Here is a 16,930-nt window from a genome sequence, read left to right on the forward strand (position 1 = left end):
TGTGGTATCTAGACAAGGCTCGCTTAATCCCTTCTCGCACCCTAACAGCTATTAATAATTGTCGTATTCACATTGCGTTGGTATGGTAAATCTTCTTAGGTCATAGAGATATCATTGTGCGAATATACGGCGACACGCGTTCAGGAAACTGTTACAAACTCCAACTGCTTCTTTCTTTGTTAGGTAAAACCTGCGAATGGATTGATGTGGACATTATGAAAGGAGAAACACGCGCTCCTTCTTTCCTAGAAAAGACCCCTAATGGGAAAATTCCGTTGCTTGAATTAGACGACGGCAGGGTGTTGTCAGAATCCAATGCCATCATGCACTATCTAGCATCTAATACTCCTTTAATCCCCTCTTCTCCCTATAGTTTTTCGCAACTTTTACAGTGGCAGTTTTTCGAACAATACAGTCACGAGCCTTATATCGCCGTTGCTCGTTACATCAATGTTTATTTAGGGCTACCCGAGGACAGGAAAGCGGAGTACGAATCTAAACAAGCGGGTGGATATCGCGCACTAGCTGTCATGGAGCATCAACTTAAAACTACGCCGTTTTTGCTAGGTGACACGTTAACTCTTGCGGATATTTCATTGTTTGCGTATACCCACGTTGCCCACGAGGGCGGGTTTGACCTTTCCGCCTATCCTGCCATTCGAAATTGGATAAGTTTAGTCAAAGATCAAAAGGGCTTCATTCCCATGAACGCGTAATGTGCGCTAAACGAAGTTCTACGCTACAAATGCCTTCTATGTGACATAGGGCCTTGCCACTTATCTTGTAAGGCTGTCTGTGCTCTGTAAAGCCCAGAAACGTCGATTTGATCTAAGCACTGTAGTGCATAAGCTGTTGCTTCTAGCGTAGAAAGTGCATTGCTTAATGTCGTATGACGAATAGCATAGTTAGAAGTGGGTGCAGAAATGAAGTGAAACGCTGGTAACTTTGTTAACCATGGGTTCTGTTTAACTAGACCAAATGCTTGTTTCCAACTTCCATCTATTAGAATTAGCGTTGTGATCTCAGAACGTGCAACGGCATCGACATTTTCTATCGGTGTACTGCATTCACTTGGGTAAACAAGCACTGAATGTCGACGTGAGCAGTGTTCGGATAGGGATTGCATAGCGACGACATCATTAGCAAGTATGATTCGCGTCGAAGGAATACACAATGAAACTAAGCGCGCCGTATTCTTGGCGTGAAGTGCTTCTTTTTCGTGTTGAATTATCACAATCTCTAACGATGTATCTACTGTGTTAATGTGAGAGCAAATACAGGTTTTTTGAGGATATCCACAGTGTTCACAATAAAGGCGCATAACTGAATTTCTTTATTCTCTTTTGAACGTTTATCGCACTTATTAACTAAGTAACTTAATAGATAGGATAATATACAACATGCCGAATGAAGCAGTACAATCTCGAGTAGAGAAAACGCTTTCTTTAGTGCCTGAGGGGCAGGTAATAAGTTACGCCTTGCTCGCTGACCTGTGTGGATTACCCGGCAGAGCTAGAATGATGGGAAAGTGTTTAAGAGAGATAAATGCTGACTGCCACTGGCATCGCGTACTACGTGCTGACGGTAAAATTGCTTTTCCTGCTGGCTCTGATAAAGCGGATGAGCAGCGAGAGCGATTAGCAGAGGAAGGTGTGGTCGTTAAAAACTACCGAGTGAATATGACGAAGTTTGGTTGGAAGCCAGATTTACACACTATACTAGTAGAGTTAGAGTACTGAGCTTTCACTTTTTATACGAAAGCAGTTAGCAAATATATGGCGATTAATATAGTGCAGTGCATATAAGATGATAAAAAAGATTACTATTGATCAGTTAGTGCCAGGCATGTTTGTTCATCAAATTTTAGAGCAAAAAGGTGCGTTGAGGGTTACGAGCCAAGGCCGCGTTACGTCTGATGACGTGGTTAAAACACTTAGAAAGCGAGGTGTGAAAACCCTCGCCATTGATACAGATAAGGCGTTTAACGTTGAGCAACCTAGTTCATCGGCTACTGTGGAAAAGCACCAAAACTCGTCTTCTAATCAACCGGTAAAATCAAAAAAGATATCACTCGAAAATGAGCTGGTAAGAGCCGCAAAGCTTCACGAGCAAGGAAAGGCAATTCAAAAGTTGTTACTTGCCAATGTACAAAAAGAGACGCCTTTTGATGCGAGTATTCCCAAAGCATTTTCAAACAAGTTGGTAGAGTCGGTAGATAGAAACCCCGATGCGTTACTTTGTCTGACTAAAATTCGAGAAAAAGACGACTATTTACTAGAGCATTCTCTGAACGTTGCTATTTTACTCGCCAATTTTGGCAAGTATTTAGGGATGTCTGAAGAAGAGGTGCAAGACCTTTCCTATGCTGGCTTTCTACACGACTTGGGCAAAATCAAAATTCCAGATGAAATTCTTCATAAGCCAGGCCGCCTTACGGACAGCGAAATGGAGATCATGAAAGGTCATGTAAAGCACGGGGTCGACTATTTAAAAAGTACGGAAATTGCGCAGCCACTGATTCAAGCGATTAGTGAGCATCATGAGCGATTGGACGGGTTAGGCTACCCTGCTGGGACCAAAGGTGAGGATATTAGTCAAGCAGGCCGAATGCTTGCCATTGCCGATATGTACGATGCACTCACCGCGGACCGGGTGTATAAGGCCGGTATGTCTAGCCAAAAGGCATTCTCTATTTTGATGAGTGATGCGCCAACGCGTCTTGACCAGTCGCTCGTTCAACAGTTTATAAAGTGTCTGGGCGTATACCCCGTAGGGAGCCTAGTTCTATTATCAAATGATAAATTAGCGATGGTGCTTGAACAGAGAGACTCCCCGCTTACGCCACTCGTAAAGGTTTTTTATTCGGTTCGCAGTAACCACTATCTAACGCCGAAAGATGTTGACCTATCATCGGATAAAACAATCAGTATCAACAAAGCCGTCATAGCGTCTGACTATAAGATTGATGTGAACGCATTTTTTGAGCGTTCAGTTTCAATAGGCTAAAACGTTACTTTTTAGCAACACAGTGTAGTATTTACACTGTGTACCAACGCATTTTTTCTTCTTTATTCCAACGTTCATTTAGCTAACGTTCAGGTTTGATGTCCTACAATCCTCTAAACATGAAGTGCTGTAGTGCCTTTGAGTGCTGATTTTTAGAAAAAGTTAAGCAGGAAGCGAACTCGTGGCGCTCAGATACTCGTTGTTGCTTATATACAGAATATTTGCCAGTGGAACGCTAATTGCTATCACTGTAGTTGTTTAATGCAAAACTAACACTGAGCTTATTGAGAGTGGCAATGGATAAATGCAACTCATCAATATTGAGCTTTTAATTGAAATAAGAGGAAGTTATGAAAAAGACTCTTGCTGTAAGTTTGATTGCTGCGTCACTAACGGTAGCAGGTTGCGCAACTGATCCGAATAATACGCAAAAAGGTGCCGCTATTGGTGCGGTAGTAGGCGCATTGCTGGGTAAAGCGACAGGTGATAACGACAAAAGTCGTTATGCGTGGGGCGCTGCGGTAGGTGCAATCGCAGGTGGTGCGATAGGTAACTACATGGACAAACAGGAAGAAGAGCTTCGAAATGAGCTTTCTGATACTGGCGTTCAAGTTGTGCGAGAAGGCGATAATCTGCGATTGATCATGCCGGGCGACATTACCTTTGCTACTGACAGTTCTAGCATCAGCCCTAACTTCAATCCGGTTCTTCAAGACGTTGCCAAAGTCGTAAACAATTACGAAAAAACCGTTCTTATGATCAAAGGTCATACGGATGACACTGGCTCTGAGCAGTACAACCAGTCTTTATCTGAGCGTCGCGCAGGAGCGGTTAAGAATTTACTTATTAACTATTCCGTTAACCCGACGCGTATCACGACGGTAGGTATGGGCGAATACGCACCTAAAGTACCTAACAATAGTGCAGCAAACCGCTCGATGAACCGTCGAGTAGAGATGGAAATTCAACCACTCACACAGTCTAATACCTAAAGGTAGTTAAGACCCAAAGAGAAACAAAGGCCCCGTTACGTCGGGGCTTTTTTTATTGCATGGTTTTAATTTGATTAGCAACGCTATCTGCAAGCGCGTTGGGGATAGGGATCGTTAAATGGTATTGGGTGACTTTCCACTTTGCTCCCTCTTTTATTAAGACACCCGTGCCTCGTGTTTCTCCCAGGCTTTCATTATCGAGCAGTTCATCGAACCAGGCTACATCGTGATTAGGGGAAAAATAGATATGCCTGTCTCGCGGGTGGTATGTCCATCCTCTGCCCTTGTCAAAGTGAGGTTTGGCATACGCCTTAAACGCTTCTTTGGTCCATACCTCAGATGCGTCGGTGCCAATAAAGATCGCGCTGTCGTGATACAAACCAAAATACTGCTCAAAGTCTGCAATAGACGCATTGTGATGTAGAGCATTAAGTGTCTGATTCACTGCGTCGCGGTCGTTGTTCGCAACGGCCGTCGTCGCAACAGCAAGCATGACCAGACCTAACAATAGATATTTCATAGTGACTCCGTTTTTCTTCTAGTATTTCTTATTATGCTGTTGAACGCATCATTAGTATATTCGAAGCAAATAATTGCCACTGTTTACTGCAATGTTATATCATTGGGTTAATCGTTTAACTATCGATGCTGTGAGTGGCTAAAACTACCGCTAAATTCTGAACGAAGTTGTGTTGATAGCAAATATTTCCTCCTTGATGTAATGGCTAAAATGTCTTCTAGTATTCAACGAAACCGTATTCGAAGCATCGATATGATGCGTGGCTTGGTCATGCTCATTATGCTTATCGATCACGTGCGAGAGCGCTTTTTTCTGCATTTGCAGGTATCTGATCCTATGGATATCGATACTACGTCACCTTCTCTATTTTTCACACGGTTAGCCGCCCATTACTGCGCACCCACATTCGTGTTTTTAACGGGGCTGTCTGCATGGCTCTATGCCAATCCAATGGACTCAGCGAATAAGGCTAAACCGACACGTAATGTCAGAGAGTTCTTAATTAAGCGTGGATTGTTTATTTTGTTCTTAGAGGTCACATTTATTACGTTTAGCTGGGGGGCGAGTTTCCAAACGCTTTATCTTCAGGTGATGTGGGCCATAGGTATCAGCATGATTGCTCTGGCTGTATTGAGTTATCTTCCAAGAACTCTGTTGCTCATTTTAGGCCTCTTAATTGTCTTTGGACATAATGCACTAACGCCAATTAGCTATGTTCCACATGAAACAGGCTATACGCTTTGGACAATGCTGCACGATAGAGGATATATACTTCAGTCAGCCGCCCTAAACATTAAAGTGAGTTATCCCGTGCTTCCTTGGATAGGGGTAATACTGCTCGGTTATGCATGTGGGCCTCTTTACAGTCAACAGCTTGATAAAGCGCGACGCGGTCGGTGGTTGCTTGGTTTATTTGCAGTGTCGCTCAGCCTATTTTTCCTACTTCGCGGTTTAAATATTTATGGTGAGACCTTTCCTTGGGAGCTACAACAAAGTGCCATCACTACGTTGATGTCATTACTTAATTTGACTAAGTACCCCCCGTCTTTAGCATTTTTGCTCTTTACGCTGGCCGGCATGTTTCTATTGTTGTTTGCTTTCGAGCGCGTTAAGGATACGCAGTTTGCGTTTCTCGACACCTTTGGCTCGGTCCCGATGTTTTTCTACATCCTGCATTTGTACGTATTGCTGGTGATGTACGGTATTGCATTCTTTATTTGGGGGGCGAATAAAGGAAAATACGTGGGCGTAGACCATATTTATCAAATATGGTTAATAGCTGCTGGCCTTAGTTTAGTGCTTTATTTCCCTGTTAAATGGTTTAGCGCCTATAAATCAAAGCACCACGCCCCTTGGCTTAAATACTTGTAAGACAGGCCTTCGCGTCTATTGTGGGTCGTATCATCATTAAGGTGGATAGCAAAGTGCGCTATTGGGAGCGAAAGGCGCTTAATTGAAAGTTTTAATTAAGAGTTTAGATGAAAGTCGGTTTTCGACTTACCAGCTTGGCTTCATCCTTCATGTTTTACCGTAGATTCCCGAACAACCAAGGAAGGTTCGAAATACAGCTGAACGTTATTAGCCTGACCATATACTTTATTAAGAATGTACTTGGCTGACATTTCAGCCATTTCCGCAATTGGGTTACTGACCGTGGTAAGACGAGGAAAAACATGGTGGGCAAATACCACGTCATCGAAACCAACCACAGACAAGTCGTGGGGAAGGCTCATGCCTAAATCTCTCGCGCAGCTTATCGCACCCGATGCCATCCAATCGTTGGCGCACACTAAAGCCGTGAAAGGAACATCGCGCGCCATGAGCTCTAACAAGCCAATCTTCCCGTCTTCTTCAGAATAGTCGCCGTTAAATATCAACTGTGGGTTTATGGGCAACCCTGCTTCCGACAAGGCGCGTTTATGTCCTTCCAAGCGCAAGCTCGCGTCACACTTGTCAGTCGGTCCAGAAATATATGCAATGTCTTTATGGCCTAGCTCGAGTAAGTGGCGGGTAGCCAGATATCCGCCCTTTTCATTATCGAGGCTAGTGCATGCCTCAGGTAGCCCCTCCACCTGTCTGTTAACCAAAGCAACGGGAAGTTTCGACTGGTTTAACTGCAATAAATACTCATCGGATAATGCTTCTGCATGCATGATGAGTGCATCGCAGTTACGGCTAATAAGAAACTCTACCGCATCTTTCTCTGTTTCTAGGCAATTCCGTCCTACCGAAATAATGACATGTTTATCTGCGGCGCGCAGCGTTGACTCTACAGCTTGCATCAGATCGCCAAAAAACGGGGCGTTGAGTTCAGGTACAAGTACCCCGACGCTGTCAGTGCGGTTATTTGCCAATGAACGAGCGACAGAGTTTGGACGGTAATTTAGCTCTTTAACCGCTTTCTCTACGCGTTCTTTCAGTACTTTGTTTACCGAAGCCTTACCATTTAATACGCGGGATACCGTAGATAAAGAAACACCTGCACGCTCGGCAACTTGATAAATGGTGGGCACGTGATAAGACCTCGTTCTCTAAAACAATCACTCTAACTGACTGTATTATGCCGATATCGGCGGTTGTTCGCTACGTCGAGAGAGTAAAGCTTGTGTAACTTCTTTTTGTTTTTCGTCATTTAATGGGTACAGACAGATTAACGCTGCGCCAGCAAAGCCAAATAGCGCCGGTATCCAACTTATTAAAGACTTCATACCTGGAAGCGTTTGATCAATTGTATTGATATCAAGACCGTTATAGCCATAGCTTCCCAATACTAGCAAGACGAGCGCCCCTGCAAAGCCTCCCCCTGTTTTTTGAACAAAAGAGCCTGCAGAGTAGACGAGTCCGGTGGCTCTTCGACCTGTCTTATATTCGCTGTAGTCTGCCGAGTCTCCTAGCATAGAGAAAAATAAGGTAGGCAATATGGCGGCAAAAAACTCTGCACTGCAACCTAGAATGAATATGGCGCTCACGCTTTTCTGAGGAACAAAATAAATGCCAGAGGTCAATACGCTACTTGCTAACAGCGCGATAATAAAGAGCTTCTTGCGACCAAACATAGCGGCTAATTTGGACGTTGCTAATGCGCCGAAAATCGACACTACCAGCAGTGAAATGAAAAAGTAGCCTGTGAGTAGCTCATTGCCCATGTAATATTTGAAATAGTAGGCAATAACGCCATATTTGATGCCATTAAACATCATGGTTAGAAAACCCATTCCTAACAGAATTAGCCAGGGTTTATTGGAAAGCAGGTCGATAATATCCTGCTGAGAACGGGTGTTTTCGGCATCCGGTCGGCGAGTTAACCGTTTAATTGCAATAGTAGTAAGCGCTATAACAGTAATGAAGATTGCCCCAGTTACAACGTCTCGATAATAAAAGAAGGCGGTTATTGCTGAAAGAGGAACTAGAATTAACGGTAGTTGCTTTCCCAAGTCGATGAGTTCAGATGTTAGTGAACGAGGAGCGGGCGCTACTTGGGTACCTGTCTCTGTTTTTGGAGAGTCCAGTTTAGTGTCTTGAGGCTTTGAAACCTGCTGCAACGTAACGCGCTCTTTCGTGGTAAAAACTGTTACACACATTAATATGACAAGCAACGTGGCAAACAACCACATGGTATATTGATACCCTACAGCAGTGTTCCCTTGGCCTAGCAAGTCCACCAGCATAGGCAAACAACCCATAACAAGCAGTCCACCAAAGAATGCCCCAGCAAAACGAAAGCCAGACAAACTTGTACGCTCTCTATCATCACTGGTCATCACGCCCATTAGCGCTGAGTACGGTACATTATTAACCGTATACGCTAAGGTTAGTCCGATGTAGGTCAGGTAAGCGTAAATGAGTTTGCCTGAATACGAGAGATCAGGTGTGGTAAAGCAAAGGACCATGAAAAGGCCAAGAAAAGGAGTGGAGCCTAATATCCAAGGGCGAAACTTTCCCATCTTAGTCTGGGTTCTGTCAGCAATCATTCCCATGATAATATCGGTCACACCGTCAGAAAGACGAACGACAAGAAATAGCATCGCAGCTGCAGCGGCTGTAATACCGAACGTATCGGTATAAAATACCGCCAAATATGCTAGTGCGCCCCGCCAAACTAAATTGGCCGCAGCGTCGCCCATGCCATAACCCACTTTTTCTTTTAATGTCAGCTTATGGTTCATTGCTATTTCCACTGTTGTTATGTTCGACTTGCTATGAGCGCTTTATAAGCATTGGCGCTAAGTTTAAGCGTACGCTTTTGCGTTTCAAAATCCACATAAACTAGCCCAAATCGCTTTTCATATCCTTCCGCCCACTCGAAGTTATCAAGGAGGCTCCATGCGAAGTAACCACTCACTTCCACTCCATCAATCACTGCGTTGTGTACCATGTTTAAATGGGCATTGTAGTAATCAACCCGATCCACATCATTAACAAGACCATCTTTGAGTTCGTCTGCCATTGCAGCACCATTTTCAGTTATAAAAATGGGAGGGAGCGTATATCGTTCGTTTAATGAAGTAAGTAAATCATAAAGCGCTTTTGGATAGATTTCCCAACCAATATCGGTTAATGGACCTTGATGAGGATGCTCGAAATACAATGCACCTTTCTCTTTGGGCGCAGAATAGTGTAATCGCGTGTAGAAATTTACCCCTAAGAAATCGATGGGCTGACAGATTGTCTCCATATCACCAGCTTCAACTGGGGGTCTATCCGCTTCGTCTATATCAAATAACACTTCGGGGTAGCTTCCCTCCATTACAGGCTGCATATACCATTGGTTGATATAGTCATCTGCTTTGCGGGTGGCTAAGAGGTCTTCTTTCTTTTGTGTGGCGGGGTAGCATGGCGTAAAGTTCAATACTATACCGGCTTCGCTATTTGGGACATTTTTTCTAAGCACCTTCATCCCAAGGCCGTGTGCTAGCAAAATGTGATGAGCCGCAGTTCTTCCGTATTTTCTACTCGTTCTGCCCGGGGCGTGTGCGCCTATTTCATACCCTAAATAAGCACTGCAAAAAGGTTCATTGAACGTTGCATAGGAAAAAACGGACTCGCCTAACGCCTGCGTTATTTTGTCAACATAGTCTTCAAATGCAAAAGCAGTTTGTCGGTAAAGCCACCCACCTTTATCTTCCAGGTGCTGCGGGAGATCCCAGTGATAAAGGGTAACAAATGGCTTAATGCCTTTTTCATTTAACGCATCAACTAGCGTTTTATAAAAGGCAACGCCTTTTGGATTTAGCTCACCTTCTTGAGTGATAACGCGCGGCCAAGAAATAGAGAAACGGTAAGCGTCTACGTTTAAGTCTAACAAAATGTCGAAATCTTCTCTCCAGCGAGCAATATGATCACAGGCGACATCGCCATTGGAGTGATCAGCGATGGCTGAAGGCCGTTCACAAAATCTATCCCAAATACATTCGAGACGGTTGTCGACATCCCCTTCTATCTGAAAACTTGACGTGGCAGTTCCATAAAGAAACGAATTTTTGAGTAAGGGACTGCCTGCGGGAAGCGAAATGCTGTTCATATGTCGATAACCTTTTTCTTACTGCACAAATTCTAAACGGATGCTGGCAGTACAATGAATCTGAAATAACAAAGCGGTTTATAGCACAAATAAAAAACAATTAGAAAGCGCTTTCTCATATTTATGTCATTTTTACGTTAATGGAATTAAGTGACTGATAATATTTATATGACTAATACCGGAATCTAATAGAGCTTTGGTTTTCTTGTAAACTATTGAATGTGTTGGTTTTATAATTTTTTATGAGGAGTTTGGTGTTCTCCTATATAGTTGTTACCTGTGAATTAATTGTAAAAAATGTGTTGATCTTAAACTTTTGTTGAATTAATGTTCGGAAAGCGCTTTCTTATGTCTGGGTGTTCTAGTTTCTCTTTGGGAAAGCCCTTTCTGGAGGCGCGTAAGGTTCACAACACACATAAAAGCCACTATTAAAGAGAGATAGACCGTGACACAAACAACACCAAATAAAAGCAAGATCGCAGCAAGTTTGTCATTGATACTCGGGACCGCTTTGAGTAGCGGCGTGATGTCATCTGCGACGGCGCAAGAAACAGAAAAAGACATAGAAGTTATTCAGGTATCAGGTATACGAAGTAGTGTTCAAGAGTCGATGGGTATCAAGCGTGACTCTGCTGGTGTTGTTGATGCCATCTCAGCAGAAGATATTGGTAAATTTCCTGATACTAACTTAGCAGAGTCACTACAGCGTATTACTGGTATTTCGATTAGTCGGAATAATGGTGAAGGAAGCCAAGTCACAGCGCGTGGTTTTGGACCTGACTTTAATATGGTAACGCTGAATGGACGTACGATGCCTGGTTCTGCGTTACCTGGTGGTGGCGGAGCAGCAAATTCTCGCGCCTTCGATTTTTCTGACCTTGCTTCTGAAAGTGTGAGAGCGGTTGAAGTGTACAAAACAGGTAGAGCGAGTATTGCAACTGGGGGGATTGGGGCTACGGTAAATATACGAACAGCACGTCCCTTTCAAGCATCTGACAATGGCATTACCGCAAGTGTAGGCGCAAAAGCACTGCATGATACGACTAACCGTGTAGGTGATGATGTTACGCCTGAAGTATCTGGCTTCATCAATTACCTCAATGATGACAATACCTTTGGCGTTACGTTTACCGGTTCATTCCAACAGCGTGACAGTGCTGCACAAGGTGCGTTTGTGAACGAGTGGCGCGTAAATCCATTTGATGGCACGGTGCCCCAATCACCTGATCCAGCGAACCCAGATAGCGGTGACCCAATTGTGCTGAACAACGCACCAGCCATGGGACAGCTTTTCGCCATTCCCTCAGATTTACGTTATTACATGGCAGACCGAGAGCGTGAAAGAACGAATGCACAGCTAACGTTCCAGTTTGCTCCTTCAGAAAAAATGACGGCCACGCTTGATTACACCTATTCAAAGCAAGACTTATACGAAGCTCGAGCCGAGCAATCGATATGGATGGATGATAGGTACTTCACCGAACTAACCTTTGATGATGAAACGGTAAAAACGCCGGTATTAATCACTCAAGAACGCCGAGATTTGCTACCTCGTGATCTAGGTTTGGCACTTCAAGAACTAAACCAAGTCAACGAAAACAAGTCAATCGGTTTAAATCTTGAGTACTTCGTAAATGACGAGCTAACTCTAGTCTTCGACCTTCATAATTCGACGGCAGAAGGACGCCCAGATGCGCCCTATGGAACGTGGACAAATCTTGGTTTAGGCGCAAACGTAGTTAAAGGGCAAGGTGTCGATTTCAGAGGCGACTTCCCTATTATGTTCGTCGATTTTGACGATGAAGCTCGTGATAATCTTAACGGTAATGGCGTGCTTGACCAAGATGATGTAGGTACATCGATATTGGACATGAATTTCTCGTCGCAAGACACCGAGATTACTCAAGCTCGTCTTGATGGCTCTTACGTTATGGATACCGGAAGTATTAACTTTGGTATTGAGTCACGCTCAATGGAGAGCACATCGCTCCAATCTCTAACCCGCCACACCATGGGCAACTGGGGAATTGAGAACCCGGGTGAGCTTCCTGCTGGTTCTTTAACACCGCTGGATTTGGCGAGTGAGTTTAGCGATTTCAATACTGAGGGGATGTTCTCTCAGGGCTTTACCGGTAGTGTTGCGCAAATTGGTGCATTCGCTGCTCAAGAATACGGTTTTGATTTTCTTGCCAACAACCCGTTTGCAACTAACCGTACTATTGAAGAAGACATAACTGCGGTTTATTTCGAATTGGATTTATCTGGCGAGTTAAACGGCATGGAGTACAACCTGTTGGCAGGTGTACGCTACGAAAATACCGATGTAACTTCAATTGCAAATATAAGTTTACCTAGCGGCATTGCGTGGGAAGGTAATAATGACTTCAACGTCCGTTTTGGAAGCGATATGGAAGATGTTGAAGTTGAATCAAGTTACGACCATGTACTTCCTGCATTAGATTTCGATATCGAAGTTGTTGAAAACATGATTGCACGATTCTCTTACAGTAAGACAATAGCGCGACCCACGTACAACAACTTGAGCGCCGCTGCGACAGTATCGCCTCAAAGCGGGCCGACAATTCTTACTGACAGCATTACCGCCACCGCGAGTTCAGGTAACCCATCGCTGATACCATTAGAATCAGACAACCTTGATCTTTCATTCGAATATTATTTCGATGAGACAAGCTATGTGTCGGTTGGTTTTTACGATAAGCGTGTTAAGAACTTTATCGGTAATGAACAAGTTGAAGAAAATATCTTTGGGTTGAGAGACGTTACCAATGGACCGCGTGCAGAGGCGGCTCGCGCTGAATTAGAGGCGCGTGGTATTCCAATTAATGACACGTCATTGTTTAACATGGTTGCTGCGATGGAAAACGGTATCGAGTATGACTCATTGACTGACGAACAGTTTGAGCAGCAATTCGATGTGCTGCCCAATAGCGAAGATCCGTTGATTACCTTCATTAACTCTAAACCTGTTAACAATAAAGCGGCGAATATTTACGGTTTCGAACTTGCTGCGCAGCACTTCTTTGGTGATAGCGGCTTCGGGGTACTGGCTAACTACACCACAGTGCAAGGTGATATTGGTTTTGATAATGACGCAAATCCATCGATAACTCAGTTTGCCCTTGTGGGACTAAGTGACACAGCAAACCTCATCTTGATGTATGAGAAAGATGCTTTGCAAGCGCGTATTGCCTACAACTGGCGTGATAAGTTCCTTGATACAACCTCTCAGTACATTAATGAGCCGGGCTATACCGAAGACTATTCACAAATAGACTTCAATGTTTCTTACGACATCACTGAAGATCTTACGGTGTCATTTGAAGGGATAAACATCACAGATGAAAATATCCGTAGACACGGCAGAACAAGTGCTATGTTGTGGAAATTAGATGAGCTTGGCGCTCGCTATGCACTGGGAGTTCGCTACAAGTTTTAACGATTGGGGTGTGTTTACCCGCTAAAGTGCTTAGGGTTGCGCTTTAGCGGGTTTTTTTGTCATAGTGCTGTTTGAATAGTAACCAGAAAAACGACTGAACATGTTTGTAGAAGTGCAGTGGGGCATATCGTGGTTCTTAACGTATGAGTGATAACGAAAGTCATAGCAGTATGCATCGGGTCGTCATTGTCGGTGGTGGTACGGCTGGGTGGCTTGCAGCAGGGATACTTGCCGCAAAACTAAGCGCGAATCACACCGTTACCTTGATAGAGTCACCCAACATCCCTTCTTTAGGTGTGGGCGAAGGCTCTTGGCCGTCACTGCGCGATACCCTTCTTGATATTGGTATTAGTGAAACGGAATTCTTAACGCTGTGTCATGGCGCTTTCAAGCAAGGCTCCAGCTTTGTTAATTGGCGTAAAGGCGGGCACTGCTATCATCATCCATTTACCGTTCCAACAGGGTACAACGAACTTGATATTCATACTTGCTGGCAAGAACTCGCTCCCAATACGTCATACGAAGATGCGTTTTCGTTACAAGCCGCCATGTGTGCCGCAGGCAAGGCGCCCAAGCAAATTGCTACGCCGGACTACGCCCATGTGCTCAATTACGGTTACCATTTCGACGCCACAAAGCTTGCTGAGCTGTTAAAAAATCATTGCGTAGACAAGTTAAATGTCGCTCATGTCGTTGGTCATGTTGACAGTGTTCACTCTCATCAAAACGGAGATATTGAAAGCGTATCAACAAAGGACGGGAAAAAAATAGTTGGCGATCTATTTATTGACTGCTCTGGCAGCAGCGGCCTGCTCATCAATAAACACTTTACTATTCCCTGGATACCCGTTAAGCGCACAATGCTCAATGATCGCGCCGTTGCGCTTCAAGTGCCTTATTCAAACGAAGATGCTGAAATAAAAAGTACCACAGTGGCCACTGCACAAACCTGTGGGTGGACGTGGGATATTGCGTTGCAGCACCGCCGAGGTGTAGGCCTAGTTTACTCTTCTCAATTCACAGATGAAGATCAAGCAAAGCAGGTGCTGATTGACTACGTTCGTGAACGTTACCCTAGTGCACAAGATGCAGAGCTTTCTTTTCGTACACTCTCCTTTGAGCCTGGCTATAGATCACAGTTTTGGGTAAAAAACTGTTTGAGCTTAGGTATGTCTTCGGGGTTTGTTGAACCGCTTGAAGCATCAGCCATTGCTATGGTCGAGCTTGGCTTACGTATGCTCTGTGAGGCTTTTCCGCAAAACAAAGCACACATGGAAATAGTCAGTAAGCGCTACAACTCGCGCTTTGCATATCGCTGGCAGCGCGTTATCGACTTTCTAAAACTACATTATGCTTTAAGCGATAGAGAAGAGCCGTATTGGTTAGCGCAAAGAGAGAAGGCGTCCATACCCGATTCTCTCGCTGAATTGCTTGAACTGTGGAAGTATCAAAGCCCTTCACGCTTAGATCTTATCGAGAACGAAGAGATTTTCCCCTCTGCTAGCTATCAGTATGTACTATATGGAATGGGCTTTTCTTCTTCTACATCGCCTTTACGGCTAAATGAAGAGCATAAGCGTAAAGCAGTTCACATTCGCGAAACCTTACAACAAACTAAAAACGCTTATCTGCAGGGATTGCCGTCTAACAGAGTTTTGCTCAATAATATTGCAAAGCGCTACAGCAACGAAAAACAACACGTGCCCTCGCATGCTCAACGTGAAAAGAACGAGCACGCTTCAGCTTCGAGTTGTAATGACATAAAAAATACTTCAGATAAAAAGGACGCCTCTTATGACCGTATCGGGTTTAGATAGCAGTAAAAATCAAACGCCCGTTAAGAACGTAGTCATTGCGGGTGGCGGTACTGCGGGATGGATGGCGGCCACAGCGCTGTCACGGCTTTTGGGTAAGTCAATAAACGTTACGTTAGTCGAGTCGAAAGATATTGGTATTGTAGGTGTGGGCGAGGCGACTATTCCGCCTATCAGAACATTTCACAAGTTGCTTGGCATCGACGAAAAAGCATTTATGCGTGCCACACAAGCCACGTTCAAACTGGGTATTGAGTTTGAAAATTGGCGTGAACAAGGTCACAGCTATATTCATTCTTTTGGTATAACCGGAAGAGAGTGTTGGGCTGGCGAGTTTCACCATTTTTGGCTGAGGGCTAAAGAATACGGATTTGGTGGTGAATTTGGTGATTATTGCCCGGAACTTATTGCCGCTAAACAGAGCAAGTTCGCCACATCAGAAGCCATGCCGCTTAACTTTGCCTATCATTTTGATGCTGTTGCTTACGGTCGATTTTTAAAGTCTCTAGCGTGTGATGCTGGGGTAACTCACAAGGAAGGAGATATAGAAAAGGTCGTAGTATGCCCGCAATCAGGCAACATCCAGTCCCTTCGATTAGCAAGCGATGAAGTCATAGATGGCGACTTTTTCATAGACTGTACAGGCTTTAAAGGGCTGCTTATTGAACAAGCCCTTCACACCGGTTACGACGATTGGCGACACTATCTTTTCTGCGATAGTGCGGTAGCTATGCAAACTGAGCTTACAGCCCCACCTGTGCCATACACCAAAAGTGTGGCACATCAGGCCGGTTGGCGCTGGCAAATACCTCTTCAAGAACGAATGGGTAATGGATTGGTATTTTGTAGCCGATTTATGAGCGATGAAGATGCCATCAATACACTTAAATCGCAGGTGACAGGCGCGCCCATTAATGAGCCGAGAGTGATTCGTTTTACGCCTGGAAAACGCAGGCGTGGTTGGAATAAAAACTGCGTGGCGCTAGGGCTATCCAGTGGCTTTATTGAGCCTTTAGAGTCGACCAGTATCCATCTAATCATGACTGGCCTTATACGCTTAATGCGCCTATTCCCTTTCGATGGCATAACCCAAAGCGCAATCGACGAATACAATAATAAGTTTGATAGCGAAATGTCGGCCATACTCGATTTTATTGTTATGCATTACAAGGTGACACAGCGCGAGGACAGCCCCTTTTGGCAGCAGTGTCAACGCATGGACATCCCGTCTTCTCTTAAACATAAATTGGATTTGTTTGCTGAATCTGGCCGTGTATTTTTAGATGACGGAGATATTTTCCGTGTTGATTCCTGGACCCAAGTATTAATGGGCCAAGGCATGACACCTAGCCAGTATCATCGTGTTGCCGATGAGATGAGTGAACAGTCACTTAAGCAGTTTACGGCAGGATTAAAGCAGCAGGTGGATAATCACGTAGCTAAACTCCCCTCGCACGAGGCCTTCTTAACACAGTATCTGAGATGAGTTATTAGAAGCGTTAGATGTTGGCGGCAGGTAGCGCGTCAACAGTGACTTAAGCAGCTCGTAACCGACGAGCTACCAAACGCCCTACAGAAGTCTCAAACCCAGGTAGAAAGCTGGGTTTGGTGTTATTTATT

General features: G+C 44.4%; 13 protein-coding genes. 8 read left to right on the forward strand and 5 right to left on the reverse strand.

All coding sequences use genetic code 11. From position 1 onward, the window contains the following. The first annotated feature begins 116 nt into the window (after positions 1-116). Positions 117-716 carry a glutathione S-transferase family protein gene (locus ACFI6L_RS07140; RefSeq protein ID WP_039228873.1) on the forward strand — a complete coding sequence of 200 codons (600 nt, stop codon included), beginning with the start codon at positions 117-119 and terminating at the stop codon, positions 714-716. 23 nt (positions 717-739) lie between these two features. Here ACFI6L_RS07140 and ACFI6L_RS07145 read toward each other — a convergent pair whose 3' ends face one another. After that, on the reverse strand, positions 740-1,321 hold the full coding sequence (locus ACFI6L_RS07145; protein WP_049586383.1) for a tRNA-uridine aminocarboxypropyltransferase: 582 nt from the start codon (positions 1,319-1,321) through the stop codon (positions 740-742). Between the two features lie 79 nt (positions 1,322-1,400). Here ACFI6L_RS07145 and ACFI6L_RS07150 point away from each other — a divergent pair, with 79 nt between their 5' ends. The 3 genes from ACFI6L_RS07150 (at position 1,401) to ACFI6L_RS07160 (ending at position 3,998) form a co-directional block, all read left to right on the forward strand. Further along, the gene (locus ACFI6L_RS07150; protein ID WP_014951444.1) at positions 1,401-1,739 is read left to right on the forward strand and encodes an MGMT family protein; all 339 of its coding nucleotides are present in this window, start codon (positions 1,401-1,403) and stop codon (positions 1,737-1,739) included. Positions 1,740-1,806: 67 nt separating this feature from the next. Beyond that, positions 1,807-3,006, forward strand: coding sequence for an HD-GYP domain-containing protein (locus tag ACFI6L_RS07155; protein ID WP_101566496.1), 1,200 nt, complete (start codon positions 1,807-1,809; stop codon positions 3,004-3,006). 350 nt (positions 3,007-3,356) lie between these two features. Next, complete coding sequence (locus ACFI6L_RS07160; protein ID WP_014951442.1) at positions 3,357-3,998, forward strand: OmpA family protein; 642 nt, start codon at positions 3,357-3,359, stop codon at positions 3,996-3,998. Between the two features lie 52 nt (positions 3,999-4,050). On the opposite strand, the gene ACFI6L_RS07165 is transcribed toward ACFI6L_RS07160, so the two are convergent. Next, entirely contained in the window at positions 4,051-4,518 is a 468-nt protein-coding gene (locus ACFI6L_RS07165) for a nuclear transport factor 2 family protein (RefSeq protein WP_014977834.1), read from the reverse strand. A 201-nt stretch (positions 4,519-4,719) separates the two neighbouring features. Between ACFI6L_RS07165 and ACFI6L_RS07170 the strand changes: the two genes are divergently transcribed. Then, positions 4,720-5,889 (forward strand): DUF1624 domain-containing protein, encoded by a 1,170-nt coding sequence (locus ACFI6L_RS07170; protein ID WP_462573672.1) that lies wholly within the window; start codon positions 4,720-4,722, stop codon positions 5,887-5,889. A 140-nt stretch (positions 5,890-6,029) separates the two neighbouring features. Here the strand turns inward: ACFI6L_RS07170 and ACFI6L_RS07175 are convergent, their stop codons facing one another. From ACFI6L_RS07175 to ACFI6L_RS07185, 3 genes are read right to left on the reverse strand one after another with little or no spacing between them, the layout of a single operon-like run. Continuing rightward, entirely contained in the window at positions 6,030-7,031 is a 1,002-nt protein-coding gene (locus ACFI6L_RS07175; protein ID WP_462573673.1) for a LacI family DNA-binding transcriptional regulator, read from the reverse strand. Positions 7,032-7,076: 45 nt separating this feature from the next. Next, positions 7,077-8,684 (reverse strand): MFS transporter, encoded by a 1,608-nt coding sequence (locus ACFI6L_RS07180; protein WP_462573674.1) that lies wholly within the window; start codon positions 8,682-8,684, stop codon positions 7,077-7,079. A 17-nt stretch (positions 8,685-8,701) separates the two neighbouring features. Further along, complete coding sequence (locus tag ACFI6L_RS07185; RefSeq protein WP_462573675.1) at positions 8,702-10,039, reverse strand: GH1 family beta-glucosidase; 1,338 nt, start codon at positions 10,037-10,039, stop codon at positions 8,702-8,704. A gap of 526 nt (positions 10,040-10,565) precedes the next feature. Between ACFI6L_RS07185 and ACFI6L_RS07190 the strand changes: the two genes are divergently transcribed. From ACFI6L_RS07190 to ACFI6L_RS07200, 3 genes are all read left to right on the forward strand, one after another. Further along, positions 10,566-13,496 (forward strand): TonB-dependent receptor, encoded by a 2,931-nt coding sequence (locus tag ACFI6L_RS07190; protein ID WP_014977831.1) that lies wholly within the window; start codon positions 10,566-10,568, stop codon positions 13,494-13,496. A gap of 143 nt (positions 13,497-13,639) precedes the next feature. Beyond that, a complete protein-coding gene (locus ACFI6L_RS07195) occupies positions 13,640-15,313 on the forward strand; it encodes a tryptophan halogenase family protein (protein WP_462573676.1) in 1,674 nt (557 codons plus the stop codon). Next, entirely contained in the window at positions 15,291-16,796 is a 1,506-nt protein-coding gene (locus tag ACFI6L_RS07200; protein WP_462573677.1) for a tryptophan halogenase family protein, read from the forward strand. The genes ACFI6L_RS07195 and ACFI6L_RS07200 overlap by 23 nt, the downstream gene beginning before the upstream one ends. Positions 16,797-16,930: the final 134 nt, after the last annotated feature.

Source organism: Alteromonas sp. G4i35, assembly GCF_054960375.1.